Origin of the sequence: Maribellus maritimus, from assembly GCF_022267315.1 — a bacterium.
GTDB classification, from domain to species: domain Bacteria; phylum Bacteroidota; class Bacteroidia; order Bacteroidales; family Prolixibacteraceae; genus Draconibacterium; species Draconibacterium maritimum.
Window position 1 is genome coordinate 46,569 of the sequence record NZ_JAIKLE010000024.1, and the last position, 20,437, is coordinate 67,005.

A 20,437-nucleotide genomic window follows, 5' to 3' on the forward strand; every position below is an offset into this window, starting at 1 on the left:
GTTTATATGATGGTTCGGTTGCCCAGTTGGTCCGACAAATGTTTTTCCACCCGTTTCAGGTTCATGTATTTTGATTGTTCTTCTATAATTCTGTCAAAGTCATTTTCTTTCGCTGCTACATCAATTTCTTTTTCTATCGCTTCCAGCATAATTCCGATTTTGCGCAACTTGTATTCATGCACAATTCTGGGGATAAGTATATCCAGAATGTCTTCCTCTTTTTCGGTGTAAGCACCGGCTTTTGTCCACCGTTTACTTTCAATAAACTTTTCAGAAAGCAGGTCAGTGGCAAGTTTACTTACGTCTCCGTTGGGATGATAAATAAAGTATTTCCACGGATCAAATTTTTCGTTGGCCAGGTTTTCTTTTACCTCATTAAAAATGGTCTGGAACAGCTGCTGTTGTGAAACAAGATCGTCGTTTTCAAGTTCTTCGATCATAAATTCACCAACCGTCACAATTTCTGTTTCATTTGGATTTTCTCCCTCAATTTCAAAAAGTGGTGAACCACAATGTTTCAAAAGAAAACGCAGGAATTCGAGCTCTTCCACTAAAAAATCAGAGGTTTTCTGTATGGGCTGCGGTTCCGGTTTTGGATCTGGTTTTCTCGTTTTTTCGCGAAGTTCCTTTTTGCGGAAATCATCCGTTTGTTTGCTTTTTTGTTTTCTGACTTCGGTGTACAGAACTTCTTCGTTTACACTCAGTAGTTTGCTGCATTCTTTGATATAAACCGAGCGGGTTATGGAGTCAGGAATTACTGATATCGAACGAATAACATCTGTTATTAACCGTGCTTTTGCCACCGGGTCGTTTTCGGTTGTTTTGAGCAGAAGACGTGTTTTGAACTGGATAAAATCGGTTTCGTTTTCCCGGATATAATTTGTAAATCCACTGGCTCCCATTTTTTTAGCAAATGAATCAGGGTCTTCACCATCGGGGAGAAGCAACACCTTAACATTCATACCTTCCTCCAGTACGAGGTCGATCCCGCGTAACGAAGCTTTTATTCCTGCCTCATCGCCATCGTAAATTATGGTGATATTGGGCGAAAAGCGCTTCATCAATCTGATTTGGTCGGGAGTTAGCGCAGTTCCCGAAGAGGCCACTACATTTTCAATTCCGGCCTGGTGCATCGAAAGTACATCGGTGTAACCTTCCACCAGGTAACACTTTTCATTTTTGGTGATCGAACGTTTTGCCTGATATATTCCGTATAAAACTTTGCTTTTGTGGTAAATTTCTGATTCAGGAGAATTGAGATATTTTGCTGTTTTTTTATCTTCCTTCAGAATTCTTCCTCCAAAAGCAATCACACGTCCGGCGAGATTATGTATAGGAAATATGACTCTGCCTGCGAAACGATCGCGCTGCCAGTCGTCGCGGACAATGGTGAGTCCTGTTTTTTCAAGAAAATCGATTTTATAGCCCTGTTTTTGCGCAGCCTCTGTAAACGGGGTTTTTCCGTCAGGGGCAAAACCTACTTCAAATTTTTTAAGCACATCGTCGCGAAAACTACGTTCGCGGAAATAACTTAATCCGATGGTTCTGCCTTCGTTTTCATTCCATAAATAACGTGTGAAGAATTTTTGTGCAAAAGAGGAAACAATCATCAAACTTTCGCGTTCGTCTTTGAGCTGTTTCTGTTCTTCGGTTTCCTCTTCTTCTGTAACTTCTATATTGTATTTTTTTGCCAGCCATTTTAAAGCCTCAGGGTAAGTGAGGTTTTCATGTTCCATGATAAAATTCACAGAGTTCCCTCCCTTACCACAACCAAAACATTTAAAAATTCCTTTAGCCGGAGAAACCGTAAACGAGGGTGTCTTCTCATTGTGAAACGGACATAAACCAAGCATGTTAACTCCTCTTTTGCGGAGCGTCACAAAATCGGAGACAACATCACTGATTTCAGCAGCATCTAAAATACGTTCTATGGTCGCATGATCTATCACGGCTACAAATGTAGAGAATTCAGGACAAGATTTCAGAAAAAGATACTGGTCGAAACAATATTTAGGAAGAAAATAATTTTTCGTGTTTTATTGCTAATAAGACAATTTTTTTGTTTTGAGTATGAAAATTCTCTTTTTATAATAATCTTTATAAGCTAAAACCAATCGCTGATAATTTTATTGATTTAGAGGAAATTATTCAGTACCAAAATACTAAGTAATGAAATACATAATCTTTTTTTTCTTCTTGTTGGTCGGTATTAATCTGACTAATGGTCAGACACAAAATCTGCCGGATGATGTGATTATAACTTCAGAGAAGGGTAAAATTAGCGTCAGAACAGATGACCCCGGGAAGTTATATATCAACGTTTCTCCCCAGAATGCAAAAAGGTTTAAGAAAAATGGAGTGGTACGTTACAGCGATTTTGGTGCAAAAGGCGACAGTAAAACCGATGATATTGATGCTATCGCTGCTACTCATGCTTATGCCAATCAGAACAGGCTTTTAGTGAAAGCTGACGAAAACGCCTCATATTATATTAGTGGAAAGGCTCGTACTGCAGTCATTCGAACGGATACGGATTTTAATACGGCTTCTTTTATTATTGATGATACCGATGTGGAAAATAGAAATGCACAGGTTTTTCTGGTTAATTCCGATAAACAAACGTTTACTCCGGAAGGTATATCGTCTTTAAAAAGAAACCAGGAGAAAATAGATGTTACTTTACCCGGAACTTGTTTGCTCACAGCTACCAATTCGAAAGTAAGGCGCTACATCCGTTTTGGGCCAAATCAAAACAACGGGGCTCCACAGACCGATATTTTTATCGTTGACCGAAATGGCAATGTAGATATGGATGCTCCAATTATTTGGGATTTTGATGAAATAACAGCGATTAAGGCACTTCCAATTGAAGAGAATACGCTTACAATTACCGGCGGGAAGTTTACAACCATTGCCAATCAGGCAGAATCGAAATATACGTATTATAGTCGGGGAATAGGTATCAGACGATCCAATGTGCTTGTGGATGGGCTGGAACACCATGTCACGGGCGAAAAAGATCATGGCGCACCTTATGGCGGATTTATCAATGTTGGCGACTGTGCCTATGTAACCGTTCGAAACACAACGCTTACAGGCCATAAAACTTACCGGACTATTGGTTCGGCTGGCGTTCCTGTTTCCATGGGGACTTATGATATTTCTCTCGGCCGCGCTCTCAATATTTCGTTTGTGAACTGCAATCAAACAAACGATATTAATGACCGAACTTACTGGGGAATTATGGGATCCAACTATTGCAAAAATATTGTATTGGATAGTTGTGTTTTTTCGCGATTCGATGCTCACATGGGTGTTGCCAATGCTACGGTACGGAACTCCACTCTTGGACACATGGGAATTAATGCCATTGGTAGCGGAACTTTTACAGTGGAGAACTCTACTATACGTGGAAGCCGGCTTATCAACCTGCGCTCAGATTACGGCAGTACCTGGCGGGGAGAATTTATTATTCGTAATTGTGTTTTTATCCCTGCAAACGGAAAACCGACTATTGCAAGTTTAATCAGCGGCTCCTATTCCGGGCAGCATGATTTTGGTTACACCTGTTACATGCCGGAAAAAATTGTTATTGAAAACCTTCGAATTGATGATTCGAATCATCCGGAGGATTATCAGGGGCCGGCGGTTTTTGCAAACTTTAACCCGGATATGATTGATGATTCTTATGTGGAGAAGTTTCCTTACGTGAAAACGAAAGAAGTTATCCTTAAAAATGTAACTACTATAAGCGGCAGGGAGTTAAGGGTTAGTGATAATTTGTTCATGTTTAAAGATGTTAAGGTATCTGTTGAATAATTACTATCGGTATTCTGATTCGATTAAAATAAGCTGAATATTTTTTTGATTCAAAACCAATTTTTCCTTTATGAAAAAGAAACTGGTTGTACTTTCGGGAGCCGGCATGAGTCAGGAAAGCGGATTAAAAACTTTTCGCGATATGGGTGGTTTGTGGGAACAATACGACGTAACGGAAGTGGCAAGTCCTGAAGCCTGGTTGCGAACACCGGAATTGGTATTACGGTTTTATAATGAGCGCCGGAAACAACTTTGGGAGGCAAAACCCAATGGCGGGCACATCGGAATTGCTGATTTGGAAAATGAATTTGATGTTGAGGTTGTCACTCAGAATGTAGATGATTTGCATGAACAGGCCGGAAGTACAAAAGTTTTGCATTTACACGGTGAACTTCGGAAAGCGCGCAGCACTATCGATCCTGATTTGGTTTATACGCTTGATAAATGGGAATTAAAACCAGGCGATACATGCGAAAAGGGAAGTCAACTCCGGCCTCACATTGTTTGGTTTGGCGAGGCAGTTCCCGCATTAACTGATGCTCTTTCAGTGGTTCAATGCGCCGATATTCTGGTTGTTATCGGTACATCGCTGGTGGTTTATCCTGCAGCCGGGCTGGTAAATTATGCTAAACCGGAAATTCCTATATTTGTTATTGATCCGGGCCGACCGCAGTTGTTTTCCAAAAATGTAACTTATATTCAGGAAAAAGCGGGCAAAGGAGTGGAGATTTTGAAATCAGAACTTGAAAAATGGAAATGAAATGACAAGAAGACTTTTATTACCGGCACTTTTTATTTTAATCGTAAATCTAGCTTTGGCGCAACGTTTTCAGGGAGGAATTCTGGCTGGATACAACGCAACTCAGGTTGAAGGAGATTCATACAAAGGATATCATAAACCGGGCATTCTGGCCGGAGCTTTTGTTCAAACTGATATTGCTCCTGCTGTTTTTGCCGGATTGGAAATAAAATATTCGCAAAAAGGGGCCCGCAACAGAATAAAACCCAAAGATGAAGACCCGGATAAATATATCATGCGTCTGGGCTATATCGATATTCCCGTCTTTGTCGGGTTTAGGGCCAGCGATAAAAGCGCTGTAGTGGGAGGCATTTCAGCAGGATACCTTGTTCACGCCAAAGAATTTGATGAATACGGTGAGTTTGTGCGGGAAGACCAAAATGCATTCAATGACTTCGATTTACAACCTTTTGTGGGTTTTCAGTTTGATATGCTTGATCGCCTAAAGCTGGATTTACGCATCGCTTATTCAGTGTTGCCTATCCGCGGATTGCCGGGTGAGGACGCTACAAATTATTATTGGCTGAACAATCAGTTTAACAATGTTATCTCGTTGGCATTTTATTATCGACTGGATAGATAAAAGCAATAAATAACATCTCTTGTTTTAAGATGCTGCTTGTTGTTGTTTATAAACAAATTTTTTTAAAGCAGTGATTTCATAATGAATTCTTAAATTTCATGGGTTGAAATACCTTACAATTTTTGTAACTTGTCAGGTAAATTTAAAGCTACGCCATGAATTTTCAATTAAGTTCCTCTGAAACCAGAATATCAATTCTTATTGTGGGAGTTATTCTGTTTTTTTATTTGTACTACTATACAGCACACTCCGTTTTTTTTGTCCGTTTTGCGGAGAGAAGATATAAAAATCAGTCGCAAAAGGAACTTTATCGTTTTTTTATGCAAAAACTTACAGGTTTTGTTTTTCTGGGATTACTACCCGGAATTCTGTATTATTTTTTTGTTGATCATTCCATGGATAAATATGGATTCAGCTTGTCATTGCTACGGTCGAACATTAGTACAATTCTGCTATTGTCCGGGATAATTGGTTCAATTTTGTTTTTAACGCAAAAAGTCAAACCCGAAAGAAATTCGCTTCAAATCAAATGGAAAGAATGGACAATTTCGATGTTTGTTTTTAATGCTCTGGGCTGGACATTGTATTTAGTTGGTTATGAATTTCTGTTCCGGGGAATTTTTTTAAATGCATGTTTTAATGATTTTGGATTCTGGCCGGCTATTGCAATTAATGTTGTGATTTATTCTGCAATTCATATGGTGAACGGAAAAGACCAGGCCATTGGAGCTTTGGTGTTTGGAACGATTGCCTGCTACTTTACGTTGACTAAAGGGACGCTGTTAATTCCTGTTTTTATGCATATCTCGTTGAGTGTTTTTTCCGACTATTTTTCAATCCGGCTTAATCCTAATCTCAGGTTTGTAAAATCGGAAACAATTGATATCCCTTCGAGATAAAATTCAGGATTTAAATTTCAAACTAAAAATATATCAACCGTAATTCGATTAAATGTGAAATGTTTTATCACCGGGGCCACCGGATTTATAGGAAACCGATTGCTTGAGGAACTTCTGAGAAATGAGAATGAAGTGCATATTCTGGCCCGTTCGCCTGAAAAGCTGAATATTCCTGAAAAAAGAGTCACTGTTTTCAAAGGCGATTTGTTTTCAACAGACGTTTTAGAAAAAGCAATAACAGGCTGCGATGTAGTCTATCATTTGGCTGCTTATGCCAATCTCTGGTCGAAGGACAAGACCCTCGCTTACAAAACCAATTATACGGGAACAAAAAACGTTTTGGAGGCGGCGTTCAGAAATAATATTAAAAAGGTTGTTTTTACTTCCAGTGCGGCTACACTTCCACCATCAAAAGAAATGGAAGAAGTGGACGAGACCGCACCGTTGCCGGATACCTATCTGACCGACTATGAAACAACAAAACGACAAGCCGAAAATTTATGTGTGGAATATTTTAAAAAAGGTCTTGATGTGGTCGTTGTGAATCCACCGCGTTTGTATGGTCCGGGGTTTCTGAATAAAAGCAATTCCGTTACTATCATGATAAAAAAATATATAGAAGGAAGTTGGCGTTTTATTCCGGGCGATGGGTTCCAGTTGGGAAGTTATGTATTTGTTGAAGACGTGATAAGAGGTCATATTCAGGCAATGAAAAAAGGAATTCCCGGCAAGAAATATATTTTGGGAGGAGAGAATGTTTCTTACAACGATTTTTTCAAAATACTTTCTGAATTGACAGGAAAAAAAAGGGTGATGTTTCATATCCCGTTTTCGTTTATGCTCGGTATTTCAAAGTTTGAGCTTTTTATGGCTGAAACCTTTGGGAAACCGCCACTGATTACTCCACCCTGGGTGAAACGTTATTTGCAACACCGGCCTTTAAACAGTAAAAAGGCAATTCGCGAACTGGATTACCAGATTACGCCCCTTAGAGAAGGAATGTTAAAAACAATTGCTTGGTTAAAAACGGGTTTGTATGAGTGAAGAACAGCCGAAATATTATACATTAATTACAGGTGCCAGTTCCGGAATTGGCAGGGCAATTGCCACGGAATGCGCAAAAAAAGGGTTTAATTTGTTTTTGGTCTCACTCCCCGATAGCAAACTTGATGAGACAATAGCTGAAATAAAAGCGCATTTTGCTGTTGACGTAAAATCACTGGGTATTGATTTAACTCAGACTGCTTCGCCGCAAAAGGTTTTTGATTTTTCACAGGAAAATGAAATAATAATCAATAATCTGGTGAATAATGCCGGAGTTGGTTTTGAGGGAGAGTTTGAAAATAGTGCTCCGGAGCTTGTGGATAAAATGCTCCTGCTAAATATTAGAAGTACAACATTACTGACTTTGTTGTTTCTCCCTGAAATGAAAAAGATCGAACGCGCGCATATTTTGAATATCAGTAGTTTTGCGTCGTTTGTTGCCTTGCCAAACAAGAGTGTTTATGCTGCTACAAAAACATATATTTTGTTTTTAACCCGTGCACTCAACCGCGAACTGAAAAACACCAGTGTTTTGCTTACATCTGTTCATCCAAGCGGAGTGACGTCAGAGCATACGAAGAAAAATATTCGGAAACTGTCGGCATTAACACGTATAACAACCTTGACTCCCGAAGAAGTTGCTCAAACGGCAGTGAGAAACATGCTTAACGGGAAGAAGTTTGTTGTCCCGGGGGGGGCAACAAAATTTTATTATCTGCTTGGTTCTGTTTTACCGCAGGGATTATTATTACGTATTGTTGGCCGGATTTTTTCAAAGACTTCCTAAACGCCATAGATACTTTGTTTGGAAAGGAACCAGATAAAGCTTTCAAAAAGATAAACGATATCAAAAATACCGGATTAAACTTATTTTCAATCCGGTATTTTTGTATGATTAATCCTGAGTATTTATTCTTCTACATAAGGATAATTTTCAATATCAGCCTCAGTAAACGGCAGCCACGAAAGTGTACTTTCTTCGTTTACCATTTTGTCGTGCATAAATGCATTGTTTCCGTAAGTTAATGTTTTGGCATCGAACCCAAACAAACGAAGGTAGGCTGTTGCAAATCCGGAGTTGTGTCCGGTATTACAGTAAATCACTACTTGCTTATCTGTGGGGATGGTTTGCATTTCATCGACAATTCCAAGTGTCCCGCCCGGTTTGTAACGGATTGCTCCCGGGACATGCCCCGACTCATATTTGTCGCGTCGATCGTAATTTATAGTATAGTAATTTTCGGGCTGTTCAAATAGTTCATCAGCATGAGCAAGCGCGATGGATAATCCTTGTGCAAACAAAGAATCCAGTCTGGAATGCAGTATTTCCTCACCCGTTGTTTTTCCCGTATTCAATTTCGGGAAATCGCCTGTTTGTGCTTTTTCGTTTGTTGCAGTTTCCAGTTTATCTTCATATTCAGAAGAAATTGCATCAAGCCAGGAACCTTCTGCAAAGTCTTTGTTCCAGCCACTCATTCCCCAGCGCATAGCATAAACGTTGTTATACCCCGCAAGCCTTAAAAGCGATGTTGCATAACTTGAACCCTGACCGGCATAACAAACCAAAACAATTTTATCAAACGCTGAAGGATCAATATTCTTTTTGAAATACTCCTGCAGATTCTCAAATTCAACATTTACAGCGTTTTTTATGTGTCCGTTTACAAAAATCTCAGGTAGGCGAATATCTACAATCAGAATATTACTATCCAATTCCTCATAAACCGAAGAAGGATTTATTAACGAAGGAATATCACGACTGTTTGCATAATCCCCCATTTCAACAAGTTGATCAAGCAACTTTTTTGCTTCCGGATTTATTTCGACTTTTGCTTCGGGAGCAGCCTGAAGGTTTGTCTGTTCACCTGTCTTTTTTTGTTGGTTGCCGGAGCATGAAAACATACTCAGCGTTAACAAAAGCAGGAAAATCTTTGAAATAAATTTCAGTTGAATCATAATTTTTTGGGTAAGAAATGATTAGCTGTTGCTTTCGACCGGATTCATGTCTTTGTCGTAACGAAGTGTTTCAATTCTTCGTCCATTATCGTCGTATTTGTATTCAACGATGGCGACACCATTATTTGGGTTGTTTACAATGTTTTTATTTTCATTCAACGAAACACTTTTAATCAGGGCTCCGTGTTCGTTGTATTCGTTTTGGGTTACCGGAACACTTTTTCCGCCTAAATATTCGTCATCCTGATCGTACATATTTACTTCCACAACATATCCGTTTTCGTCGACAACATTTTTACGTTTTGCCCAGCCCCAGTATAAATTTGACAGTTGCCCTACAGTGTTGTGAACCGAAAAAGTAAGCAAGTCGCCATTTTCGTTGTTTTCAAACAGAAAATAAGAAACACCAACATCACCGCAGTTCTCTGCAGTACAATCGTATAGGGTATCGGCCTCGTAATTTGCCATTCGTGTTACATAGCCTTCACTGTCGTAGGTGAAACGAAGTTCGTAGAACGGACAAAACGGATTCATAATAACCTCTTCGCCTGCTAAATTGTAACGCAACTCCTGAATCATTCCGTTACCGAGTTTTGCCCATTTATAATTATGGATATTATTTCGGTTCTCCACCGGTTCTCCGTTTTCATCTAAAAAACGCATGGCAATCCTTGTTCCATTTTCATCAAGAGTATATTCAAAAACGGATGCTCCGCCGTTTTGGGTTGGCTCCCCGTTCTCGTCAAAAAAATGTTTTATTTGTTTATTGCCTTCGTAGGTATAGGTGACTTTAGCAACTCTCAGGCTGGAATACCCGAGCAAAACACCGCCTCTGTTGTATTCAATCGAAACCAGTTGGTCATTTTCATTCCAGGTAAATTTGTAATTGTTTATTTTTTCTGCCTCGTCGGCAGAAATTGGATGTGTCCCCTGCTCCAGGTCCCAAGGAGTTTCACTAAACTGGAGATGCCTGTAATATTTTACATTTGCCTCCTCACTTTGCTGAGAAGGCTTTTGGTTGCATGAACTCAAACCGATAACAGCAACCATAATCAAAATCAGATGTGTAAATTTCATTATTGTAAGTTTTAATTGATGAATCGCATTATTTACAGTCATTTAACACATACAAGCGATTAATTGTTTATGTTTTCAGGATTACAGAAAATACAGCGAAAATTACTTTTATGAGTTTACCATCCAAATGGAAAAAATGTCCAGATAATGCCAGAATGATTGTAAAACATCTTCCGGTAAATCACGTTTTTCGAGTGCTGTTTTATAACAATTGAGCCAAACTTCCCGTGCTTCAGCTGTAATTTTGTGGGGCAGGTGCCGTTTGTAAAGCATGGGTTTTCCCCTGTGTTTTGTAAAATACATCGGCCCGCCACATACCTGAATAAAAAAATCGGATGAATTTTTTTTGGCTTTTTCAAGGCCGGCTTTATCCTGCGGGAAAAGGTCTTTTATCGAACTTTTTGCAAGGAGGTCATAGTGCTCGAATATCAATTCGCGAATTCCTTCCTCGCCTAAAATGGAAAACATTTTTGAAGAAGGCAGTTGAACATCGGGGCGGTTACCCGGAGTATATTTTGAAATGATAAATTCCATTTGTCTTAAAATTTCACTTTTAAAACAAATGGAAAGCTAAGAGGTTGAACGATTCTGAATAAATGTAAACTTATGGCTTTTTTATTGAAGTGTAAGTTGTTTATTTACTTTGTGTTGGAGTGATTTTAGGAAAGTGTGTTTTTATGATCTTCAAAGGCTCCCCCGGAAAGGTAATCGGCAAATGGTCTTTAGCTTTTCGGGCGGAACCCTGCGGGAATCATTTAAATAAATTTCCCGATATTTTCCATAAGGTTCCAGCCCTTTTGATTCCAGCTCTTTCATCAGTTTTTCCACTGTTTCGCTCACCTGGTTATATGGCCCGATATGTAAAAGCTGAACAGCCTTTTCTTTTTTTATTTTTTTGAGTTGTAAATCTTCTGTAAAATCATTTGTTTTTCCCTTTTTTATCAATTCATTTTTGGCGTGTTCAATGTGTTGGGGAGTTATGTAACCGGCCTGCATCAGCAACAATGTCCAGCGCCAGTCATTCGGGCGATTGACATCAAAACCATCACAGTTATTCATATACCAGAAGGTCTCCATTGGGGGAATTACAAAGTCAAAATATTCGGGCGGCTGAAAGTCCGGATTTTTAAACATGAATTTTAACGTGTAGGCAACGCCGTAAAGTGCGCCGATTTTTTGTTCAAATCCGGTGTTTTTTTCCGGATGTCCTTTCCCTTCAATTGTTAGGTAATTTAACTTAGGCGAAACAATATACGATATTTTTTTATCTGATTGACGGAACAATTTTTTGTATTCTTTTTTGAAATCTATTTTTTTCATGTTGAATATTTTAAGATTGTTTTTACAGTGTTTACTGAACTGGGATGTAAATTTCGGTACGTAACTTTTCAGGTTTTGTATCTTCGGGTGCGTTTAAATATTTTTCAAAACTGTGAACATTTCTTAATTCTTTTCCGCTTTCTGATAGCCATTTTCCAAAAATATAGGCGTAGGTGTTTTCCAGTTTTTCATAGGGACCTTTGTGAGTAAATACGGCATATTTACCTCCCGGAATTTCCTGCACTCCTATTTCTCCTTCCGGAGCAATGTTTTTGGAAATCGCAACGCAGGCATCGTATCTGAGTTTTTCTGCTTCTGTAATTTTAGGATCATCATGACTGATGCCAATAAATTCAGTTTTAAAACCAAACAGTTTTTTTATTTTGGCAAATTCACAAACAGTTTTCCAGGCTTTTTCTGCGCTTAAGTTATAATTTCCAATTGCCCGGGCATAAATGACTGTTTTGGGTTTTACCGTTTTAATTTTTGGTTGTAAGCTTTTTAAATTTTCCATGGCGTTAAACTTTATTTTTGAATGTTCCGACTTCAAAGTGAGTTCATTGTTTTTCCGGTACTCGACAGGGGAAATGCCGTATCTTTTTTTAAAAGCTTTGTTAAACGACGACGGTGTTTCGTACCCCACGTTGTAGGCAATGTTGTTTACGGGTTCGTTGGAATACAACAGAAGACTAATTGCGGTTTCCAGCCGAAGGCGCTGAATGTATGCTCCAAGCGGCTCTCCAAGATAAGCTTTCATAATCCGGTGGAAATGATACGGAGAATAATTTCCTATTTCAGCTAATTTGGAAACATCCAGGGTTTCGTCTAAATGATTATTTATGTGATGAATAACTTTGTTAATTCGTTCAAAATAATAAACCTGGGTTTTGGCTTTTACATTCATTGCTCTGCTTGTTACGGTTCAAAAATAGAGCAATATCACAAAACAGCGTTTTCCATTCTTGCTAATAATTAAAAATCAGATATCGGCAAAAGCGAGCGTGGCAATGGCAACCTTTACATCTTTAATTTTGAGTAATTGGAAAGCACAAGCTTCGAGTGTTGAACCGGTTGTTACCACATCGTCAATCAATAAAACTTGTTTCCCTTCAAATTGCTGAGGGTTTTTTATTCCAAAAATACCCTCTACATTTCGCCAGCGTTCAAAACGGTTTTTCCTTGTTTGTGTCGAAGTAAATATTTTTCTGTATAAGTTTTGTGTTGAAACAGGAATTCCCATTGATTTTGAAATCCCCCGGGCTATCCATTCGCTTTGGTTATAGCCACGCGATTTATATTTTTTAGGGTGCAAGGGAACCGGAACAACAGAATCAACATTACAAAAGTTTTCCGACTCCTTTAAAATAAATCCGAACCGCTGGCCTGTTTCAAATCCCAGTTCCTTCATTCCCTTATATTTTATAAAATGAATGAGTTTTTGATATCTGCTGCCTTTCTTATAGGAAAAATAGGAAGTAGCTGAATGGATTTGTACTCTTCCCCAAAAAAGCTGGGCCACTTTGTTTTCAACGTTGAGGTGAAAGTTTGTTACCGGTAAATCCTGCCAGCAATCAAAGCATAAAAATCTTTCGCCGCTGGCCAGCCGGTTTTCACAGGTTATACAAAGCGATGGGAAAAATAACTCAAGTAGATCGTCAATATTTTGGGCTAACTGTTTCATCCTGAAAAGATACAAAGAATTTTACTCGCTCAGCTGGTACTTTCTCTAAAAAGTATTTTTGTTGTTTAACAAATCTTTAACAGTCAATTAATTGTATTGTAAACTAAAATAAAATTAAAAGCCCTAATTTGCAATCGTTTTTAAATACTTCAATAGATTAAATTATTGAAAATATTTTCCCACCTCTCTAATTCTTTCTTGAAATTGTTCCCGGGTTGTCTTATCACAAGACAACCTTTTTTCTTTTTATATCCGGAAGAAGTTTTGTTTAATTTTTACAAACTTCTATGCGTTCATTTCATTTTTTTGTAGGTGATTTTTGCATATTTGTCGTCTTTATTTTAGTGAAGTTTCTTTTTAACCCGGTTGGAAAGGAATTTTATGCTTCAAAATATTAAATATTCAATGGGAATTGTAATATTGCCTGTGTTAATTTATTAAATTTGCGGCTTGCAATAACCGGGAAACCAGAGTTACTAAACCAATTAAAAAATGCTCAAAAAATTAGGTTCATATTTACGAAAGAAAATCCTTCTGATAATTTTTATAGGATTTGTGTTAGGGATAATAATAAGTTTGTTATCTCTGAAAGTTATAGAGGAAACATCTACAAATGAATCATGTGAAGTTTGTCACGTTCATCCACATGTTTTTGATTCATGGAAATTATCAGTTCATTATGATACACGCGTTGGAATTCATATTGGATGTGTCGATTGCCACCTTCCTCCCAAAGGAGAAGGATATTTACCTGAAAAGGTAAAAGCCTTCGCCAGAGATGCTTATGGTTATGTTTTTAAAGATAGCGCAGATTTTAACTGGGAAGAAAAATCAACTTTGGAATATGCAAAAAAGCATGTCTTCAAAGAATCATGTGTTCATTGTCACGAAAATTTGTTCCCGCTTACATTAACCAAGGAAGGACAGGATGCACATTTATATTACTCACAGAACGAAGAGGAGCTACGGTGTATTAACTGCCATTTACATGTTGGACATTACGATCCCAATGCGTTACATGCAAAAAATGTTGAGTTTGGAAGTACGGGGAATGAAAATCTGGAAATTTTTGCAGAAGCTGCAAATGTTACCACACACGAAGATTATACTGAAACTGTTCCGGGAACAACTCTTTCATTTAATATGAAGGCGATTCCGGGTGGAACATTTAAGATTGGTAGTCCCGAGGGAGAAGAGCTTCGTGAGGCAGATGAAGGACCACAAAAGGAAGTTAAAATTAGTCCTTTCTTTATGGCAGAAATAGAGGTGAGTTGGGATGAGTATTTGACTTTCTATAGTGCTACAGCTGCAGAAGGCAGATCGACAGATACCGAAGGAACACGCACCCAACAGGATGTTGACGCAATTTCAGGACCAACTCCTCCGTACGGACAACCCGACCAGAATTGGGGTTTAGGAGATCGACCGGCAATAACAATGAGTTATCATTCTGCCGAAACCTATTGTAAATGGTTGTCTCAGGTAACCGGTAAAACTTACCGCTTACCAACCGAAGCAGAGTGGGAATATGCAGCCCGTGGCGGTACCGAAACTCCATTCTTCTTTGAAGGAGAGCCAAAAGATTTTGCAGAAAAAGGATTTATCGGTAGCCTTTTCGGTAAAACCAGTGACGTAATCAATAATTATGTAGTTTTTGATGGTAACAGCCAGGCTAAAACTGAGGAACCCGGTTCAGTGGAAACAAATCCGTTTGGATTGAAAAATATGCTGGGCAATGCAGCTGAGTATTGTTTGGATTGGTACGCAGAAGATGCTTACGAAAAGCTACAGGATGGTGCTTTGGATCCAAGAGGACCGGCGTCAGGAGAGGAACATGTCATAAGAGGCGGATATTTTAACAGCGAAATTGGTGATGTCAGGAGTGCAGCCCGGGATTATACAAAATCTGAAGCGTGGTTGAAAACCGATCCTCAAATGCCAAAAAGTATTTGGTGGTTGTCCGACTGCAATTACATAAGTTTTAGAGTTGTTTGCGAATTTGATGAAAAAACCGGAAAAAATTAATAATTTTAGAATCCTAAATTCAACTAAAACATTTTATTATGAGTAACAATAATTTTTCAAGAAGAAAATTTTTAACCGGAGCAGCAGCTGTGGGTGCAGCCGGTGCAATGGGAGTCGGAACTTTTACATCATGTGCTACTGGTGGTGGTGCAGCAGCTGCCGGAGGTAGTTACGACTGGGTTCCAAGAGATTATAATTTCCCACCGATGCTGGATCAGGTTCCGGAAGGAAAAGTACTTAAAGCAGGAGTTATTGGTTGTGGCGGACGTGGTTCAGGTGCAGCCGTAAACTTTTTGGAAGCTGGTGGTACAACTGTTGAAGTAACAGCTTTGGGTGATGTTTTTAAAGACAGACTTGACAGCTGTAACGAAAAAATTAAAAATGCCGGAAGAGACGCAGTTCCTGAAGAAAACTGTTTTATTGGATTCGATGCTTACGAAAAAGTAATTGATTCAGGTGTTGACATCGTTATTTTAGCAACTCCTCCAAAATTTCGTCCTGAGCAGTTTGAAGCTGCTGTAAAAGCACGCAAACACGTATTTATGGAAAAACCAGTGGCTGTTGATCCTGTTGGGATTCGTCAGGTTTTGGCCGCTGCAAAGATGGCCGAGAGCCAGGGTTTGGTAGTTGTTGCAGGGACACAGCGTCGTCATGAACACTCATACATCAATCTTTATAAAGAATTAACCAATAATGCGATTGGTAAAATAACCGGAGGTGAAGTTTACTGGAATGGTGGTAAATTATGGCATCGTGATAATAATCCGGATTGGAGCGAAATGGAATGGATGATTCGCGACTGGGTTAACTGGTGCTGGCTTTCAGGTGACCATATCGTAGAACAGCATGTTCACAATATTGATGTTGCCAACTGGTACATTGGTAAACATCCGGTAAAAGCACTTGGTTTTGGTTCGCGTCAGCGCAGGGTGACAGGAGACCAGTACGACAACTTTGCTGTTGATTATATTTACGATGATGGTATGCACATTCTTAGTACCTGCCGCCAGATTAATGGCTGTTCAAACGGAGTTTACGAAATTTTCCACGGTACAAAAGCGATTGCAACAACTGATGGACATAATCCAAAAATTGTTGATGCAACCGGCGCTGAATTATTTGTTGCTGAAGGATCAGAAACTAGTCCATATGTACAGGAACATAAAAACCTGATTACCTGTATTCGTCAAAGTATTCCGTTTAACGAAGCAGAAAATGTTGCTACTTCAGTAATGGTTGCTATCATGGGACGTGTTTCGGCTTACACCGGAAAAGAAGTTACATTTGACGAAATGATGAATTCAGATATGAAACTTGGTCCGGATACGTATGTAATGGGTGACATTGGTTACATGAAAGACGCCGAAGTTCCTGTTCCCGGAACGCTGGAAAGAGGTTAAAGTTTAAATTTGATAAACAGACTGTAGTACATAAAATATTCCCCGGTGAATGAAAGTTCTACTGGGGATTTTTATTCCTTCTCTGGTTGAAGGTATAATTAATCAATTCGGGAGTTGAGCCTTCTGTTACTTGGCAGAGGGCTCTTTTATTTTATCAATTCGTCAAGAAAAACGGATTAATTAATTTTCCCGTTAAGCTATGTTGCATATAAAATGTACTTTTGTGCTTTATTATTTCTGAAGACATGTTTTAAGAATATTAAAGATTATGGAAAGACAAAAAATTAAGAACATCCTGCTAAATGGGGAAACAAGCAAACAAGTACTTGTGAAAGGTTGGGTACGAACCAAAAGAGGTAGTAAAAATGTAAATTTTATTGCTTTAAACGATGGCTCTACAATTCATAACCTGCAAATAGTAGCTGATGTTAATAATTTTGATGATGAAATCCTGCGTGAAATTAATACAGGAGCGTCGCTTTCCGTAATGGGGAAATTGGAGGAATCAACCGGGAGTGGACAAAAGGTGGAATTAATAGCGGAAACGATCGAGCTTCTGGGAAAAGCAGATCCCGAAAAATTCCCAATTCAACCCAAAAAACATTCACTTGAATTTTTACGCGAAAATGCACACCTGCGGTTTCGTACAAACACTTTTGGAGCCGTTTTTCGTGTTCGACATGCGATGGCATTTGCTATTCATAAATATTTTAATGAAAAAGGATTTTATTATCTGCACACTCCGATCGTTACAGCCAGTGACGCTGAAGGAGCCGGTCAGATGTTTCGGGTATCAACTCTTGATGCGAAAAACCCGCCACTAACAGATAAAGGAAGTGTTGACTATTCGCAGGATTTTTTTGGACGGCCAACCAACCTTACCGTTTCCGGTCAGCTGGAAGGTGAGCTAGGTGCTACGGCTTTGGGCGAAATTTATACATTCGGACCAACATTTAGGGCGGAAAATTCAAACACAACCCGCCACCTTGCCGAATTTTGGATGATTGAACCGGAAATGGCGTTCTACGACTTAAAAGATAACATGGATTTGGCAGAAGAATTTCTGAAATCTTTAATTAAATATGCACTTGAAAATTGTATGGACGACCTGCAGTTTTTGGGTAATCGTTTAAAGGAAGAGGAAAAAAATAAACCTCAGGAACAACGATCGATGGATTTAATCGAAAAGCTGGAGTTTGTTCTGAACAACGATTTTGTTAGAATTACCTATACTGAGGCCATTGAAATCCTGAAAAATTCAAAGCCTTATAAAAAGAAGAAATTTCAGTTCCCTGTTGATTGGGGAGTTGACTTACAAAGTGAACACGAGCGTTACCTGGTAGAAAAACACTTTAAATGTCCGGTAATTTTAACCGACTATCCAAAGGAAATTAAAGCCTTTTATATGAAACAAAATGCCGATGGTAAAACCGTAGGGGCCATGGACGTTTTGTTCCCGCAAATTGGTGAAATAATTGGCGGCTCTCAGCGGGAAGAAAGCCTCGAGAAACTTGAAAAACGAATGAAGGAAATGAATATACCTGCGGAAGAAATGTGGTGGTATCTTGATATCCGAAGGTTTGGGTCGGTAATTCACAGTGGCTTTGGCCTTGGGTTTGAAAGGTTTATACAATTTGTTACCGGCATGGGCAATATACGTGATGTAATCGCTTTCCCGCGAACGCCAAAAAATGCCGAGTTCTGATGTGATTTATAAATCGCAGCATAAAAAAAAATGCTAAATTTACAGGGTTAATATTTGGGATATGGAGCAAAGACTGTCATTACAACAAAAGCTGCTCCAGAAGCTTTCTCCCCAGCAAATTCAGGTGATTAAGCTTTTGGAAATCCCTACTATGCAACTCGAGCAACGTATAAAAAAGGAATTGGAAGAAAATCCGGTATTGGAGCTTGAGTCGGATAATCCTGAATTTGAAGACGATGGTGAAGCGCAGGAGTTGAAGTCGGAAAAAGATGCGGACGATGAAGAGTTTTCATTTGACGATTATTTGAATGACGAAGACGAAATTCCTTCATATAAACTTTCCGCCAATAATTATTCAAAAGATGAAAAGTACGTAGACATACCCTTTTCGGTGGGCACTACGTTTCATGAAAATTTATACGACCAGTTACGACTTGTTAATCTTTCTGAAGAGCAACAGCAATTGGCAGAATACATTATTGGGAATATTGATGATGATGGTTATTTAAGACGCGATTTGCTTGCTATTAGCGACGATTTGGCTTTTAATATGAACATGGAAGTGTCGGAGGAGGAGTTGCTCGCGATTCTGAAAGTAATTCATGAACTGGATCCTGCAGGTGTGGGCGCGCGCGATTTAAAAGAATGTTTGTTGATTCAGTTAAACCGAAAAAAAGGGAAAGAGCTGGATTTGGCAAAAACCATTGTTAAAGATTTTTTTACTGAATTTACAAAAAAGCATTACGATAAAATCCAAAAAAAGCTTGAGCTAAGCGACGAGGAATTGAAACAAGGAATAGATCAGGTTTTAAAACTGAATCCAAAGCCGGGAAGTTCATATAGCAATCCGCTAAACAGGACAAATCAGCACATTATTCCTGATTTTATTCTTGAAAATACCGATGGAGAGTTGAGCCTTTCGTTAAATCAGAGGAATGTGCCCGAGTTAAAAATTAATGATACCTATATGGGGATGTTGCGTTCGTTGAGTGAAAAAGGCAAAAACAACAAAAACCAGAAAGATGCTTTGATGTTTGTAAAGCAGAAGGTTGATTCAGCCAAATGGTTTATTGATGCAATTAGGCAAAGGCACCACACTTTGCTTTTAACAATGTCCGAAATTATAAATTTGCAGAAGGAATATTTTCAGGAAGGAGAGGAGACAAAATTAAAACCAATGATTCTGAAAGATATTGCCGAGCGTACGGGCTTAGATATCTCGACTATCTCAAGAGTTTCAAACAGCAAATACATTCAGACCAATTTTGGTATTTTCCCTTTGAAATACTTTTTTTCGGAAGGACTTCAGAAAGATGACGGAGAAGAAGTATCGACCCGGGAAATTAAAAAGATATTACAGGATTGTATTGAAAATGAGGATAAACGTAAGCCTCTTACAGACGAAAAACTGGCTCAGATTTTAAAAGAGAAATCCTACAATATTGCCAGACGGACAGTTGCCAAATACCGGGAGCAACTGGATATTCCTGTCGCACGACTCCGAAAAGAACTTTAGAATGACCGAAAAAATAGCAAAAATTTTATCTGTAGTTTTTCATCCTGTTTTGGTTCCAACGATGGGCTTTCTGCTTTTATTAAATTCGGGCTTCTATTTTTCCATGATTTCCTGGGAAGCAAAAAGATTTATCCTGCTTGTTCTGATTTTTACGACAGGTGTTTTACCGCTGTTGACAGTAGCAATTATGGCGTTGAACCCTAAGTTTGATTTGTCGATGGATAATGTGAGGGACAGAATCGTATTGTTTTTATTTTCTTCGGTATTTTATTATTTAGGATACCTTATAATGAACAGGATGAAAGCGTTTCCTGTTTTCAAGGTATTTTTGATGGCATCAGTTTTGGTGATAATTTTATTGCTGGTTATTTCATTTAAATGGAAAATAAGCAGTCATATGGCAGCAATAGGCGGAATAAGCGGAGCCTTGTTTGCACTTTCATTTCGTTCAGGAATTAACCCTGTTTTGCCCGTTATGGCAGTAGTATTTGTTGCCGGAGCAGTAGGCACCGCAAGAATGTTGTTGAAAAAGCACGATTTGTGGCAGGTTATAGCCGGTTATGCTGTCGGATTTGTTATTTTGTATCTCTCGATTTACTTTGTGTAAAGCAAG

At 38.8% G+C, this 20,437-nt stretch carries 18 protein-coding genes; 11 read left to right on the forward strand and 7 right to left on the reverse strand.

What is annotated here, in order from left to right; genetic code table 11:
* Nucleotides 1-2: 2 nt before the first annotated feature.
* The gene (gene dnaG / locus K5G00_RS19550) at nt 3-1,949 is read right to left on the reverse strand and encodes a DNA primase (RefSeq protein ID WP_238767915.1); all 1,947 of its coding nucleotides are present in this window, start codon (nt 1,947-1,949) and stop codon (nt 3-5) included.
* Between the two features lie 220 nt (nt 1,950-2,169).
* On the opposite strand from dnaG, the gene K5G00_RS19555 reads away from it, so the two are divergent.
* The 6 genes from K5G00_RS19555 (at nt 2,170) to K5G00_RS19580 (ending at nt 7,931) form a co-directional block, all read left to right on the forward strand.
* On the forward strand, nt 2,170-3,819 hold the full coding sequence (locus K5G00_RS19555) for a hypothetical protein (RefSeq protein WP_238767917.1): 1,650 nt from the start codon (nt 2,170-2,172) through the stop codon (nt 3,817-3,819).
* A 70-nt stretch (nt 3,820-3,889) separates the two neighbouring features.
* Entirely contained in the window at nt 3,890-4,579 is a 690-nt protein-coding gene (locus K5G00_RS19560; RefSeq protein WP_238767919.1) for an SIR2 family NAD-dependent protein deacylase, read from the forward strand.
* 1 nt (nt 4,580) lies between these two features.
* The gene (locus tag K5G00_RS19565) at nt 4,581-5,201 is read left to right on the forward strand and encodes a porin family protein (RefSeq protein ID WP_238767921.1); all 621 of its coding nucleotides are present in this window, start codon (nt 4,581-4,583) and stop codon (nt 5,199-5,201) included.
* Nucleotides 5,202-5,356: 155 nt separating this feature from the next.
* Nucleotides 5,357-6,100 (forward strand): CPBP family intramembrane glutamic endopeptidase, encoded by a 744-nt coding sequence (locus K5G00_RS19570; RefSeq protein ID WP_238767922.1) that lies wholly within the window; start codon nt 5,357-5,359, stop codon nt 6,098-6,100.
* Between the two features lie 54 nt (nt 6,101-6,154).
* Nucleotides 6,155-7,144, forward strand: coding sequence for an NAD-dependent epimerase/dehydratase family protein (locus K5G00_RS19575; RefSeq protein WP_238767923.1), 990 nt, complete (start codon nt 6,155-6,157; stop codon nt 7,142-7,144).
* Nucleotides 7,137-7,931, forward strand: a complete 795-nt coding sequence (locus K5G00_RS19580; protein ID WP_158865250.1) for an SDR family NAD(P)-dependent oxidoreductase — start codon at nt 7,137-7,139, stop codon at nt 7,929-7,931. Before K5G00_RS19575 ends, K5G00_RS19580 begins: the two co-directional genes overlap by 8 nt.
* Before the next feature lie 122 nt (nt 7,932-8,053).
* Here the strand turns inward: K5G00_RS19580 and K5G00_RS19585 are convergent, their stop codons facing one another.
* From K5G00_RS19585 to K5G00_RS19610, 6 genes are all read right to left on the reverse strand, one after another.
* On the reverse strand, nt 8,054-9,100 hold the full coding sequence (locus tag K5G00_RS19585; protein WP_238767925.1) for a rhodanese-like domain-containing protein: 1,047 nt from the start codon (nt 9,098-9,100) through the stop codon (nt 8,054-8,056).
* Between the two features lie 21 nt (nt 9,101-9,121).
* Entirely contained in the window at nt 9,122-10,177 is a 1,056-nt protein-coding gene (locus tag K5G00_RS19590; protein ID WP_238767927.1) for a hypothetical protein, read from the reverse strand.
* A 108-nt stretch (nt 10,178-10,285) separates the two neighbouring features.
* A complete protein-coding gene (locus tag K5G00_RS19595; RefSeq protein WP_238767928.1) occupies nt 10,286-10,711 on the reverse strand; it encodes a globin domain-containing protein in 426 nt (141 codons plus the stop codon).
* A 150-nt stretch (nt 10,712-10,861) separates the two neighbouring features.
* Nucleotides 10,862-11,497: a GyrI-like domain-containing protein gene (locus K5G00_RS19600; protein WP_238767929.1), complete on the reverse strand. Its 636-nt coding sequence runs from the start codon at nt 11,495-11,497 to the stop codon at nt 10,862-10,864.
* 31 nt (nt 11,498-11,528) lie between these two features.
* Complete coding sequence (locus tag K5G00_RS19605) at nt 11,529-12,401, reverse strand: AraC family transcriptional regulator (RefSeq protein ID WP_238767930.1); 873 nt, start codon at nt 12,399-12,401, stop codon at nt 11,529-11,531.
* Nucleotides 12,402-12,476: 75 nt separating this feature from the next.
* Nucleotides 12,477-13,178, reverse strand: a complete 702-nt coding sequence (locus tag K5G00_RS19610; RefSeq protein WP_238767931.1) for a ComF family protein — start codon at nt 13,176-13,178, stop codon at nt 12,477-12,479.
* Between the two features lie 492 nt (nt 13,179-13,670).
* Here K5G00_RS19610 and K5G00_RS19615 point away from each other — a divergent pair, with 492 nt between their 5' ends.
* The 5 genes from K5G00_RS19615 (at nt 13,671) to K5G00_RS19635 (ending at nt 20,431) form a co-directional block, all read left to right on the forward strand.
* Nucleotides 13,671-15,203: an SUMF1/EgtB/PvdO family nonheme iron enzyme gene (locus K5G00_RS19615; RefSeq protein WP_238767932.1), complete on the forward strand. Its 1,533-nt coding sequence runs from the start codon at nt 13,671-13,673 to the stop codon at nt 15,201-15,203.
* Nucleotides 15,204-15,241: 38 nt separating this feature from the next.
* Entirely contained in the window at nt 15,242-16,603 is a 1,362-nt protein-coding gene (locus tag K5G00_RS19620; protein ID WP_238767933.1) for a Gfo/Idh/MocA family protein, read from the forward strand.
* Between the two features lie 268 nt (nt 16,604-16,871).
* Nucleotides 16,872-18,308, forward strand: coding sequence for an asparagine--tRNA ligase (gene asnS / locus K5G00_RS19625; protein ID WP_238767934.1), 1,437 nt, complete (start codon nt 16,872-16,874; stop codon nt 18,306-18,308).
* 61 nt (nt 18,309-18,369) lie between these two features.
* Nucleotides 18,370-19,824 (forward strand): RNA polymerase factor sigma-54, encoded by a 1,455-nt coding sequence (gene rpoN / locus K5G00_RS19630; protein ID WP_238767935.1) that lies wholly within the window; start codon nt 18,370-18,372, stop codon nt 19,822-19,824.
* A gap of 1 nt (nt 19,825) precedes the next feature.
* On the forward strand, nt 19,826-20,431 hold the full coding sequence (locus tag K5G00_RS19635) for a hypothetical protein (RefSeq protein ID WP_238767936.1): 606 nt from the start codon (nt 19,826-19,828) through the stop codon (nt 20,429-20,431).
* Nucleotides 20,432-20,437: the final 6 nt, after the last annotated feature.

Coding starts and splice junctions, on each gene's coding strand:
- K5G00_RS19595 (WP_238767928.1), bottom strand. CDS start 10,711: ATGGAATTTATCATTTCAAAATATACTCCGGGTAACCGCCCCGATGTT.
- K5G00_RS19590 (WP_238767927.1), bottom strand. CDS start 10,177: ATGAAATTTACACATCTGATTTTGATTATGGTTGCTGTTATCGGTTTG.
- K5G00_RS19555 (WP_238767917.1), top strand. CDS start 2,170: ATGAAATACATAATCTTTTTTTTCTTCTTGTTGGTCGGTATTAATCTG.
- asnS (WP_238767934.1), top strand. CDS start 16,872: ATGGAAAGACAAAAAATTAAGAACATCCTGCTAAATGGGGAAACAAGC.
- K5G00_RS19580 (WP_158865250.1), top strand. CDS start 7,137: ATGAGTGAAGAACAGCCGAAATATTATACATTAATTACAGGTGCCAGT.
- K5G00_RS19585 (WP_238767925.1), bottom strand. CDS start 9,100: ATGATTCAACTGAAATTTATTTCAAAGATTTTCCTGCTTTTGTTAACG.
- K5G00_RS19635 (WP_238767936.1), top strand. CDS start 19,826: ATGACCGAAAAAATAGCAAAAATTTTATCTGTAGTTTTTCATCCTGTT.
- rpoN (WP_238767935.1), top strand. CDS start 18,370: ATGGAGCAAAGACTGTCATTACAACAAAAGCTGCTCCAGAAGCTTTCT.
- K5G00_RS19615 (WP_238767932.1), top strand. CDS start 13,671: ATGCTCAAAAAATTAGGTTCATATTTACGAAAGAAAATCCTTCTGATA.
- K5G00_RS19565 (WP_238767921.1), top strand. CDS start 4,581: ATGACAAGAAGACTTTTATTACCGGCACTTTTTATTTTAATCGTAAAT.
- K5G00_RS19605 (WP_238767930.1), bottom strand. CDS start 12,401: ATGAATGTAAAAGCCAAAACCCAGGTTTATTATTTTGAACGAATTAAC.
- K5G00_RS19560 (WP_238767919.1), top strand. CDS start 3,890: ATGAAAAAGAAACTGGTTGTACTTTCGGGAGCCGGCATGAGTCAGGAA.
- K5G00_RS19620 (WP_238767933.1), top strand. CDS start 15,242: ATGAGTAACAATAATTTTTCAAGAAGAAAATTTTTAACCGGAGCAGCA.
- K5G00_RS19600 (WP_238767929.1), bottom strand. CDS start 11,497: ATGAAAAAAATAGATTTCAAAAAAGAATACAAAAAATTGTTCCGTCAA.
- K5G00_RS19610 (WP_238767931.1), bottom strand. CDS start 13,178: ATGAAACAGTTAGCCCAAAATATTGACGATCTACTTGAGTTATTTTTC.
- K5G00_RS19570 (WP_238767922.1), top strand. CDS start 5,357: ATGAATTTTCAATTAAGTTCCTCTGAAACCAGAATATCAATTCTTATT.